This window comes from Cryobacterium sp. TMB3-10 (genome assembly GCF_004402305.1).
GTDB lineage: Bacteria > Actinomycetota > Actinomycetes > Actinomycetales > Microbacteriaceae > Cryobacterium > Cryobacterium zongtaii.
Map to the genome: position 1 here is coordinate 705,945 of NZ_SOGH01000020.1, position 10,256 is coordinate 716,200.

The 10,256-nt window shown below is 67.1% G+C and carries 12 protein-coding genes; 2 read left to right on the plus strand and 10 right to left on the minus strand.

What is annotated here, in order from left to right:
- Positions 1-36 precede the first annotated feature (36 nt).
- The 8 genes from E3T22_RS11400 to rpsB form a co-directional block, all read right to left on the minus strand.
- Complete coding sequence (locus tag E3T22_RS11400) at positions 37-336, minus strand: hypothetical protein (RefSeq protein WP_088456454.1); 300 nt, start codon at positions 334-336, stop codon at positions 37-39.
- A 55-nt stretch (positions 337-391) separates the two neighbouring features.
- Complete coding sequence (locus tag E3T22_RS11405) at positions 392-1,150, minus strand: lytic transglycosylase domain-containing protein (RefSeq protein WP_240632193.1); 759 nt, start codon at positions 1,148-1,150, stop codon at positions 392-394.
- A 57-nt stretch (positions 1,151-1,207) separates the two neighbouring features.
- Positions 1,208-1,756, minus strand: a complete 549-nt coding sequence (locus tag E3T22_RS11410) for a DivIVA domain-containing protein (RefSeq protein WP_240632194.1) — start codon at positions 1,754-1,756, stop codon at positions 1,208-1,210.
- A 46-nt stretch (positions 1,757-1,802) separates the two neighbouring features.
- Positions 1,803-2,783 (minus strand): phosphatidate cytidylyltransferase, encoded by a 981-nt coding sequence (locus tag E3T22_RS11415; protein WP_088456456.1) that lies wholly within the window; start codon positions 2,781-2,783, stop codon positions 1,803-1,805.
- Between the two features lie 14 nt (positions 2,784-2,797).
- The gene (gene frr / locus E3T22_RS11420) at positions 2,798-3,352 is read right to left on the minus strand and encodes a ribosome recycling factor (RefSeq protein WP_088456457.1); all 555 of its coding nucleotides are present in this window, start codon (positions 3,350-3,352) and stop codon (positions 2,798-2,800) included.
- Positions 3,353-3,383: 31 nt separating this feature from the next.
- Positions 3,384-4,100 (minus strand): UMP kinase, encoded by a 717-nt coding sequence (gene pyrH / locus E3T22_RS11425; RefSeq protein WP_088456458.1) that lies wholly within the window; start codon positions 4,098-4,100, stop codon positions 3,384-3,386.
- A 191-nt stretch (positions 4,101-4,291) separates the two neighbouring features.
- Positions 4,292-5,119: a translation elongation factor Ts gene (gene tsf / locus E3T22_RS11430; protein ID WP_088456459.1), complete on the minus strand. Its 828-nt coding sequence runs from the start codon at positions 5,117-5,119 to the stop codon at positions 4,292-4,294.
- Between the two features lie 11 nt (positions 5,120-5,130).
- Complete coding sequence (gene rpsB, locus E3T22_RS11435) at positions 5,131-6,057, minus strand: 30S ribosomal protein S2 (protein WP_088456460.1); 927 nt, start codon at positions 6,055-6,057, stop codon at positions 5,131-5,133.
- A gap of 324 nt (positions 6,058-6,381) precedes the next feature.
- Between rpsB and E3T22_RS11440 the strand changes: the two genes are divergently transcribed.
- Complete coding sequence (locus E3T22_RS11440; RefSeq protein ID WP_134480148.1) at positions 6,382-7,107, plus strand: M23 family metallopeptidase; 726 nt, start codon at positions 6,382-6,384, stop codon at positions 7,105-7,107.
- 24 nt (positions 7,108-7,131) lie between these two features.
- Here the strand turns inward: E3T22_RS11440 and E3T22_RS11445 are convergent, their stop codons facing one another.
- Positions 7,132-8,103: a tyrosine recombinase XerC gene (locus E3T22_RS11445; RefSeq protein WP_134480150.1), complete on the minus strand. Its 972-nt coding sequence runs from the start codon at positions 8,101-8,103 to the stop codon at positions 7,132-7,134.
- A gap of 112 nt (positions 8,104-8,215) precedes the next feature.
- Complete coding sequence (locus tag E3T22_RS11450; protein ID WP_134480152.1) at positions 8,216-9,154, minus strand: phosphodiesterase; 939 nt, start codon at positions 9,152-9,154, stop codon at positions 8,216-8,218.
- 278 nt (positions 9,155-9,432) lie between these two features.
- Between E3T22_RS11450 and E3T22_RS11455 the strand changes: the two genes are divergently transcribed.
- Entirely contained in the window at positions 9,433-10,086 is a 654-nt protein-coding gene (locus E3T22_RS11455) for a hypothetical protein (RefSeq protein ID WP_134480154.1), read from the plus strand.
- The last annotated feature ends 170 nt before the right edge of the window (positions 10,087-10,256 follow it).

Here is a 10,256-nt window from a genome sequence, read left to right on the forward strand (position 1 = left end):
GGGGGGGGGGGTGAACGCCTGCGCGAAACGCTCGGGTTACTTGATCTTCCAGCAGTGCAGATGCCAGTGGCGCCGGGCGGCGAGGTCCGCCGCGTCGCCGGTCACACCGTCGCCGCGCCAGGTGACCATGTGGGCCACTCCGGGGTTGATGTCGAGCAGGCAACCGGGGCAGAGGTAGGTCTTCCCCGCCTGGGCGGCGCTGATCGGCTGCACATGCCACACGCCGTCGCGCTTCACCTCGGTGCGGCGCCAGCCGGCGAGCATGCGCGAGAGATCGTCGGTCTCGTCTTCGCCGGTGCCGGCTCTGCGGCCCTTGGGGCGGTTGCTGCGCGGCATGGTGCAAGTCTAACCCTGGCTCGAAGGGCCCAGCTGGGCCGGTCGGGTCGGGTGACTAGTACCAGCCGACGTCGACGGAGTGGCCCCAGGCGCCGCAGGGGGTGCCGTAGCGGCCGCTGATGTAGCCCAGGCCCCATTCGATCTGGGTGCCGGCGTTGGTTTCCCAGTCGGAGCCGGCCGAGGCCATCTTCGAACCGGGCAGTGACTGCGGGATCCCATAAGCGCCGCTGCTGGAGTTCATCGCGTTGACGCGCCAGCCGGACTCCTTGTTCCACAGCGACACCAGGCAGCTGTACTGGTCTTCGCCCCAGCCGCGGGACGCGACGGCGCCGTAGGCGTATGCCTGGGCGGAGCCCGGGTCGGGGACGGCAGCCGGTGCGGCGCTGACGGGGCCCGGCGACGTCGTCGACGCGGCGGCCACGGGGGCCGGTGCGGGTTCCGGCTCGGGTTCGTTGATGGTGTAGCTGTCGATGACGACAGCGTTGGCCACGGTGCTGGCCACGAGCAGGGACTGAGCGGCCTCGCCCTTGTACCGGTCGGACGCGGCGCCGGGCACCTGGAAGTACGGTGACGCCGTCGCCCCGGAGTACGGGTCGACCACGGTGACGAGCACGAAGGCGGCAGCAGCGGTGAATGCGAACAGCGACAGCGCTACGTGGCTGCGTGAGCGCGGGCGGTGCATGCTCCGCGGGATCGGCCGGGCGGGCGTCTGCACGGCCAGGTTCCCGAAGGGTGCACGAAGCGATTTGGTGCCCGGTGTGCTCACCGGCATCGCGCCCGAAACGGGCGCGGAAATGTTGAGATGTCTACCCACGATGATTAGACCCTAACCCACTTCGCGGGTAACGGCCAGGTAACGACACGCGATGTGTCACCGAACGGCGAGCATCACGTCCACGACACTGTCGAGAACCAGGTCGACCTGGGCCTCCCTGTAGCCGGTCCGCTGCGGGCGGAAGACCGCCGTGCGCACATCGTCGACGGTGACCGGGTGGCCGTCCTGGAAGTAGGTGACGAGCTTCGCGGCGAGGCGGTCGACATCGGCTTTGTTGTAGCCGGTGCTGAAGATACTGGTGCGGGAGAACCGGTGACCCGCCGGTCGGCCGAGGCGGTTGATGATCACCTGCGCGGTCTGACGGGCCTCGTCCAGCCAGGCCTGCGAGCCGGATTCGCCGGTGGCGCGTTCCCGCTCCCGCAGCGCGAAAGCGTCCTCGAGACGCTCCAGGGCGGCGTCGACGTGGCTGGGCGAATAGCCGCCCTTCTGCATGGCGAAGGCCGTGTGACGGATGTCGGCTGCGGTGAGCTGGTCCGTCCCACCCGCATCGTCGTACGCGTGTCGAGTCGACTCGAGGAACTCCTCGACCTGCTTGAGGTTGTAGCCGAGCATCTTTTTACTGGTTCGCGGAAACGTAGTGCTCACCGCCTCATTCTGCCCCACCAGACGCCGAGTGTCGAAAGCAGCCGGGTCAGGCGAAGATGAGGTAGAGCGCATAGGCCGCGGCCGCTGACGGCAGGATGGAGTCCAGACGGTCGAGGAAACCGCCGTGGCCCGGCAGCCAGGAGCTCATGTCCTTGATGCCGAGGTCCCGCTTGATCAGCGATTCCGCCAGGTCACCGAAGGTGGCTGTGATCAGGATCACTACACCGAAGATCGGACCGAACCACCACGGCTCGCCGAGCATGAAGATGGCCAGCAGGATGCCGACGACCACACACACGATGGCCGCTCCGGCGAAGCCCTCCCAAGTCTTCTTGGGACTGATCGACGGCACCATCCGGTGTTTGCCGAAGGAGAGGCCTGCGGCGTACGCGGCGGTGTCAGCGGAGATCACCAGTAGCAGGAACGCGAGCGTCCACCACTGGCCGCCCTCCTGGGTGACCAGAAGCACCGCGAAACTGGCCAGGAACACGACGTAGACCTGGATCAGGAAGCCGCCGCCGATGTCGGTGAGCACCACGCTGCGGGGTGCGCGGTGCCTGGGGAAGGCGAGCATGGCCAGCCGCCACAGGGTGATCAGCAGGATGCCGCCCAGAGTGGCGAGCCACTGGCCGCCGGCACCCCAGTAGAACGCGGCGGGCACGACGGCCACCGCCGACGCCAGCACCGGAATCCGGGGCACCTTCCGGCCGCCCCGGCGCAGAGCCTCGGCCAGTTCGAAGGCCGTGAACCCCACGACCACGAAGGCCATGATCATGAACAGCTCTTTGATGAAGATCAGGCTCACGAGCATCGCGCCGCCCAGGACCAGCCCGATCAGGGTCGCCAGAATCAGGTTGCGCCCTGTGCGGGCCTCGATGCGTTCGTTCGTCGCATCCAGCTGCGCCTTGGTGGCCTGCACCTGGCGTTCGATGTCGGCCTTGGTGGACTGCACCTGTGCCCGAAACTCGGCGCGGCCGGTGCCGCGACCCCGCTGGGGTGGCTGGGTGGGCCCTGGCTGATCCGTCATTCGCTTAGCCTCCGCTAGATAGCGAGGAGCTCGGCTTCCTTGCGCTTGAGGGCGTCGTCGATCGCGTCGATGTGAGTCTTCGTGATCTGCTCGAGCTCCTTCTCTCCGCGGGCCACGTCATCGTCGCCGACCTCGCTCTTGAGCGCGTCGAGTTCGTCCTTGGCCTTGCGGCGCAGGTTGCGAACGGAGACCTTGGCATCCTCACCCTTGGTCTTGACGATTTTGACGTACTCCTTGCGGCGGTCGTTCGTCAGTTCGGGCAGCGAAGCCCGGATGACGATACCGTCGTTGCCGAGGTTGGCGCCGAGGTTCGGGGTGTCCCGAATGGCGTTCTCGATGTCGCGCAGGGCGCTCTTGTCGTACGGGGTGATCAGGAGCGTGCGAGCTTCCTGGTTCTGCAGCGAGGCAAGCTGCCCCAGGGGCGTCGGGGTGCCGTAGTAGTCGACCAGGATCTTCTGGAACATCTGCGGGTTTGCTCGCCCCGTACGCACGGTGGCGAAGTCTTCCTTCGCGGCCTCGACGGCCTTATCCATGCGCTGGGTGGTGTCGGTCAGGACATCCGTAATCACGGTGACTCCTTCTTCGGTGGCTTCAATAATCCTAGTTGGAGACGAGGGTTCCCAGTTCGGCGCCGAGAATGGCGGCCGTCACGTTGCCGTGCGGAGCCATCCCGAACACCCGCATGGGCATGCTGTTGTCCATGCACAGGCTGAAGGCCGTCGAGTCGACGACCTTGAGGCCGCGCTGGAGCGCATCCTGGTAGGTGATGCTGTGGATCTTGTGTGCGTCGGGGTTGGTGCGCGGGTCGTCTGAGTAGACACCGTCGACGCCGTTCTTGGCGACCAGGACGACCTCGGCACCGATTTCAAGGGCACGCTGCGCGGCCACGGTGTCCGTGGAGAAGTAGGGCAGTCCGGCGCCGGCGCCGAAGATGACGACGCGGCCCTTTTCCAAGTGACGCTCGGCGCGTCGCGGGATGTACGGCTCGGCGACCTGGGTCATGGCGATGGCGGATTGCACGCGGGTCTCCGCTCCGGCCTGTTCCAGGAAGTCCTGCAGGGCGAGGGCGTTCATGACGGTGCCCAGCATGCCCATGTAGTCGGCGCGGCCTCGGTCCATGCCGCGCTGGGAGAGTTCGGCGCCGCGGAAGAAGTTGCCGCCGCCGACGACGATCGCGATCTCGACGCTCTTGGCGGCCTCGGCGATTTCCCGGGCCAGGCTGCTGATGACGTCGGGGTTGACACCGAGGCTTCCGGCCCCGAATGCTTCGCCCGACAGTTTGAGGAGGACTCTGCGCTTGGTACCTGTATCTGACATGCCCGTGAGCGTCCTTCCGTTGTGGATCGTGATTCTAAAACTACCGGTTGAGCACCGGTGGGCTATACCCCTGCTGCGGCCCACCTGGAGCCGGGCAGAGAAGAAGGAGACCGGATTGCCGAAGCGATCCGATCTCCTTCTGTCTCATGCTGCCTTACTGGTTACTGCTGTGCCGGTTGCGGCGGAGCTGGTTACGCGCCGACCTTGAACCGGGCGAAGCCGGTGACGGTCAGACCCGCGTCAGCGAGCACCTTCGCCACGGACAGCTTGTTGTCCTTGGCATAGTCCTGCTCGAGAAGTGCGACCTGCTTGAAGTACGCGTTGACGCGGCCTTCAACGATCTTGGGCAGCGCGGCGGCCGGCTTGCCCTCGTTCTCGGAGATCTCGGTGACGATGCGACGCTCGGCCTCGACGGCTTCTGCGGGGACGTCTTCGCGAGCCAGGTATTCCGGGTTCGCGAACGAGATGTGCTGGGCGATGCTGCGCGCGGTTGCGGCATCCTCACCGGTGTAGCCGAGAACAACACCGACCTGCGGGGGCAGGTCCTTGCTGGTCTTGTGCAGGTAGATCTCGAAGTTGTCACCGGTGACGGCTGCGACGCGGCGAAGTTCGAACTTCTCACCGATGATCGCGGCTTCGCCGTTGATGAGGTCTCCGACGGTCTGGCCATCCGCCGGAGCGGCAAGCGCCTCGGGGACGTTGGTGGCGCCGGCAGCGGAAACCGCGTCCAGAACCTTCTCGGAAAGAGCGCCGAACTTCTCGCCCTTGGCGACGAAGTCGGTCTCGCAGGCGAGCTCGAGCAGGTAAGCGGTGTTTCCGATCACCTTGGCGGCCACGAGGCCCTCAGAGGTGGAACGGTCGGCGCGCTTTGCGTTGCCCTTTGCACCCTTGAGACGCAGGATCTCAACCGCGCGCTCGATGTCGCCATCGGCTTCGACGAGTGCGTTCTTGGTGTCGACCATGCCGGTGCCGAGGCGCTCGCGCAGGATCTTGACGGATTCGAGGTTGAAGTTTGCCATACCTGTTGTCCTTACTTGGTGTCGGCTACGGGAGCGTCGGCTGCAACCTCTTCGGTTGCGGCTTCGGCCGCTGCGGGCTCTGCTGCTGCGGGTGCCTCTTCTGCAACCTGCTCGGTGGCGACGGTTTCGTCGGCGACCTTCTCGGTGTCAGCGGAGGACTGCTCGGGCGTGGTCTCGGCCGGAGCTGCGAGCAGCTCGGCTTCCCATGCGGCGAGGGGCTCAACTTCGGCGCCCTCTTCCGGCTTCTGGTGACGCTGGATGAGGCCCTCGGCCGCGGCGTCGGCGATGATGCGGGTGAGCAGGCCAACGGAGCGGATGGCGTCGTCGTTACCCGGGATCGGGTACTGAACGTCGTCGGGGTCGCAGTTGGTGTCGAGGATCGCGATGACGGGGATGCCGAGCTTGCGCGCCTCGTCGATGGCGAGGTGCTCCTTGTTGGTGTCGACAACCCAGAGCGCGGACGGCGTCTTGGTCAGGTTGCGGATTCCGCCGAGGCTCTTGTGCAGCTTGACGAGCTCGCGCTTCTTGATGAGCATTTCCTTCTTCGTGAAGCCGCTCTTGGCGGTGTCCTCGAAGTCGAGCTCTTCGAGCTCTTTCATGCGGGCCAGACGCTTGGAAACGGTCTGGAAGTTGGTGAGAAGGCCACCGAGCCAGCGCTGGTTGACGTAGGGCTGGCCGACTCGCGTCGCCTGCTCCGAAATCGATTCCTGCGCCTGCTTCTTGGTGCCGACGAAGAGGATGGTGCCGCCGTGGGCGACGGTCTCCTTGACGAAGTCATAGGCCTTGTCAACGAACCCGAGCGACTGCTGCAGGTCGATGATGTAGATGCCGGAACGCTCGGTGAAGATGAAGCGCTTCATCTTCGGGTTCCAACGGCGGGTCTGGTGCCCGAAGTGCACGCCGCTGTCGAGCAGCTGGCGAATGGTTACGACGGCCATGAGCCGTACTCCTTATCCGACGTTTCTGCACAGCAGAAAACGCCCATCGGTTTGTGTCGTGATCGGATGATCACTACTCCTGGTGCCCGGCGCACAACCGCCCGACTTCGTGAAAAGTCAGGACCGAGTGGATGTGTTGGCCGAATGGGCACGCGTAGTCAGCGCACAAAGCGCTGCTCAGAGAACTCTAGCACCCGGCCGACCCCGGCCGCGCACCAACGCGCTCCCCCGCAGCCACTCCTCCACAGCCGGTTCTTTCACACGTTTGGCACAGCCGGGCCCGCGGCGCGCCTCCCGACCTCGCCGTCGTCCGATGGTGGAGCCATGACAGCGACAGGACGCCCCGACAAACGCCTCGCCTCCACCCGTTCTCCCCTGCACAGGTTCCGGTCTCGCCGGCGCCCGGCGCAGGCTCCGTTCCGTCTCGCGGCGCTGCCGGTCTGTGCCATCGCGGCCGCACTACTCACCGGCGCACCAAGCCTGTCCGGCTCGCCGGCGCCGGCGTTGGCCTCTGCGCCGGTGCCTGTCGTTGCGGAGCACAGTGCCGCGGCATCAGTTGCGGTTCCCGTGTCGGCGACACTCGGTGCTGCCCTGCCCGGACAGGCGGCGCCGGCCGGATGGGCCTGGCCCGTCGGACCACCACGGGAGCTGGCGCGTCCCTTCGAGGCGCCGACCAGCCGGTATGCGGCCGGGCACCGCGGTATCGACCTCGTGGCCGGTGAAGGCCACCCGGTTCGCTCCCCCGCCGACGGGGTGGTCACCTTCGCGGGCACGGTCGTGGACCGGCCCGTTCTGTCAATCCAGAACGGTGAGGGCCTGATGTCCAGCTTCGAGCCGGTCACGGCCACGGTGAGCGAGGGTGATCGGGTGCTGGCCGGGCAGGTCGTGGGCGTCGTGGCGACGGGTTCGCACTGCACCGCGCGCTGTGTGCACTTCGGGGTGCGCCGGCACGGTCAGTACATTTCGCCGATGCTCTTTCTCGGCGGGCTGGCGCGCGCGATACTGCTGCCACTCCCGCCGACCGGCCCGGTGCCGATCCCGGCCCGCTGACGCCCGCACTCTCACGGAGTGGCGTCAGGCGCGGGGGTGCGCGAGCCGGTAGCTCTGCTGCAGTCTCTCCGCCGAAACGTGGGTGTAAATCTGGGTCGTGCCGAGGCTGGCATGGCCGAGCATCTCCTGCACCGCGCGCAGGTCGGCTCCACCGTCGAGCAGGTGCGTGGCCGCCGTATGGCGCAGGGCGTGCGGACCTGCCGGACCGGTGCCGGGCATCGACTCAAGCAGGGCCGCGACCAGGCGGTACACGGCGCGCACCCCGAGGCGCTGCCGGTGGCTGCCGAGGAACAGGGCGGACGGGTCGGCCCCGGCGGCCCGCCGAACGGCCATCGTGCCCCCCGTCGCCTCTGACCGCGTCGTCTCGGCCGGAACCGCGGCGGCCAGCACCGGACGTGCCGCCCGCAGGTACCGCACGATGGCGCTCTGCGCCGGCACGCCGAACGGCACAACGCGTTCCTTGTCGCCCTTGCCGGTGACGCGCACCGTCAGGCGGGACAGGTCGACGTCCCCCACATCGAGTCCGACGAGTTCGGAGACCCGCAGGCCGGACGCATAGAGCAGTTCGATGATGGCCAGGTCACGCACGGCTCCCGGGTCGTCGGCGCCCGCGGCGGCCTCGAGGCGGTCGAGCAGTTCCTGCATCTGGCTGCGATTGATCACCCGCGGCAGGGTGCGGCCAGGTTTCGGCGAACGCAGCCGCACGGCGGGGTCGTTGGGCAGCACGCCGTCCCGGGTGAGCCAGGCGGTGAACCCGCGCGCCGAGGCGGAGCGCCGGGCGATGGTGGCCCGCGCCAGTCCGGCCTGCGTTCCCGTCCACAGCCAGTCGCGCAGGAGTTCCAGGGTCAGGCCGTCGACGGTGTCCACCGCCCGGTCTTCGGCGAAGGTGGCCAACCCGGCCAGATCGGCGCAATACGCGCGCACCGTGTTCACGGAGAAACCGCGTTCGGTCGCGAGATAGCGGGCGAAGCCGTCGATCGCCGGGTCGAGATGCATGCCTCCAGCATCTCGCGCGCCGGGCGGGATGCCGGCACCGACGCGGGAATCGCCGTCATTCGCCCGCTCTCCCGCACGGCGCCCACTCACGGTGATCCTCCCCCGGTCTCGGCTACCCGGCCGGCTGTGCGACGTGTCGGGAGAACGCCGCCAGCCGGTCTGTCGGGCTGAGCGCCTCCATCCGGTCGAGGTAGGCCGGATCGAAACGGGTGACCACGTCGAACGCGCCCAGGGGAACATTCGAGTGCACCACCTGGTCGGCATAGACGTGCACAAGGTTGATCGACTGGCCACCGCCGACACCGGTGAGCTGGCGTGGCGGGGCTGCCGCGTCGATCGTGTAGCAGGTGGCCGCGGCGACGGACACCGGGATCCCGGCGAACAGTCCCGTGGTGGCGTGGTGCAGGTGACCGCCGAGGATCGCGCGTACATCGCTTCCCACCAACACCTCGGCCAGCGCCGTCTGGTCGCGCAGTTCCAGGATGGTCATCAGCGGCAGGGCCGTGGGTACCGGTGGGTGGTGCAGGGCGAGCAGGGAACCGTGTTCGGCGGGTTCGCTGAGCACGTCGCGCAGCCAGGCGAGTTGGTCGGCGGTGACCTCGCCGTGGTGGTACCCGGGCACGCTGGTGTCCAAGGAGATCACTCTAAGTCCGTTGACGTCGACGACCCTGTCGACGGGCCCGTCGTGGGCCTCGACACGCAGGAGTTCGGTGCGGAACGCCGCCCGTTCATCGTGGTTGCCCATCACCCAGACCAGTGCAGCGCCCATCCGCTCTGCGGACGCCTCGACGATGTCGCGCACCCGGCGGTACGCATCCGCCTCGCCTCGGTCGGTGATGTCTCCGGTGAAGACGAGGGCGTCGATGGCCAGGCCGGAGGCTTCCAGCTGCGCCATCGCGCGATGCACTGTGCTGTCCGTGTCGACGGCGTCGTACAGCAACCGCCCGGATCCGTCCGCGCCCGTGCCGAGGAAGTGAGTGTCGCTGAGGTGCACGATGAGGTGGGAGGCCGGCCGGTACTGGCCCATCTGTACAGTGTCTGTTCCGGTCATGAGCTACCCCTCGCTGATCCGACGGACTGAATCGACGCCCTCGGTGTGACGCGCCGTCAGGAACACCCTAGGGCGTAGCGCCGACAACGACTCCGAGGAGATCCCGGGTACTGCGACACCGGCTGTCACCTCGGATATCGGCGCGCCGACTCCCGACGCCTGCGGGGCCGGCGCAGTACGGCACGGTTAGATGGTGCCATCTGTTCACACTGTTCTTGGGGGTCCTGTTGGTTTCGAAACGCTATGCCTGTGTTCTGGTTGCGCTCACACTCTCTCTCGTGACGGGCTGTTCTCAGGCTGACGAAACCCTCGCGGTACCGGACACCAGTGAGGCGCCAGCCGCGGAGGCCGGCCCCGAGGCGGACGATCTCGCGCCCCTCGCCCTCACCGTCGCGGACCTGCCGTCCGGTGGCTGGAGCCTGGAGCCGTCCAGCAGCACCGACTCAGAGGATGCGGAAGTCTCCACCGACAAGTCAACAGGGGACCTGTGTGCACTGGACTTCGCGAGTGCCTTGTCCATTGACGAAGCCGACAACCTCAACGGACACACCTTCACGCGGGAGACACTCGATCAGACCCTGAGTACCGGGGTGTTCATTGTCGAAGACGGTGAACAGGTCATAGCGGACTTGAGCGCAGAGCTAGCCTCCTGCACCGAACCCCTGGCAACGACGGAAAACGGTCGAGACACGCTGATAGAGATCGACGAATTAGTAGGCGGCGAGGCCGCCATCGAGGGTGATTCCCTGGCCTGCCGCCAGATAAAAATGACCTTCGGGTATAACGCGTTCGCCGGCTCGATCTGTTTCGTCGCCGACGGTGACCTGGTCGTGTCGACGATGACCACCGGACCGTCCATGTCCCCCGTCCAGGCCGAAGAGTTCGCCCAGCTCACCAACGCCGCCACCCAGAAGGCCTTTGCAGCCCGGTAGTCCAGGCCCAGACCTGCGCGGAGCACAACTGTTGCCGCTCCGGACAAGTGCGCCCGGTGTGCCGGGGGTGGATTCAACTGGTCGATGCAACACCGCTGTTTTCTTGGTCTGAGAGTAGCTGATGCAGGGCTTCTCGCGGGGTGGCTGCGTCGAGCCGTTTTCGTGGTCGG

Coding starts and splice junctions, on each gene's coding strand:
- E3T22_RS11440 (WP_134480148.1), top strand. CDS start 6,382: ATGACAGCGACAGGACGCCCCGACAAACGCCTCGCCTCCACCCGTTCT.
- E3T22_RS11415 (WP_088456456.1), bottom strand. CDS start 2,783: ATGACGGATCAGCCAGGGCCCACCCAGCCACCCCAGCGGGGTCGCGGC.
- E3T22_RS11400 (WP_088456454.1), bottom strand. CDS start 336: ATGCCGCGCAGCAACCGCCCCAAGGGCCGCAGAGCCGGCACCGGCGAA.
- tsf (WP_088456459.1), bottom strand. CDS start 5,119: ATGGCAAACTTCAACCTCGAATCCGTCAAGATCCTGCGCGAGCGCCTC.
- E3T22_RS11445 (WP_134480150.1), bottom strand. CDS start 8,103: ATGCATCTCGACCCGGCGATCGACGGCTTCGCCCGCTATCTCGCGACC.
- rpsB (WP_088456460.1), bottom strand. CDS start 6,057: ATGGCCGTCGTAACCATTCGCCAGCTGCTCGACAGCGGCGTGCACTTC.
- pyrH (WP_088456458.1), bottom strand. CDS start 4,100: ATGTCAGATACAGGTACCAAGCGCAGAGTCCTCCTCAAACTGTCGGGC.
- E3T22_RS11450 (WP_134480152.1), bottom strand. CDS start 9,154: ATGACCGGAACAGACACTGTACAGATGGGCCAGTACCGGCCGGCCTCC.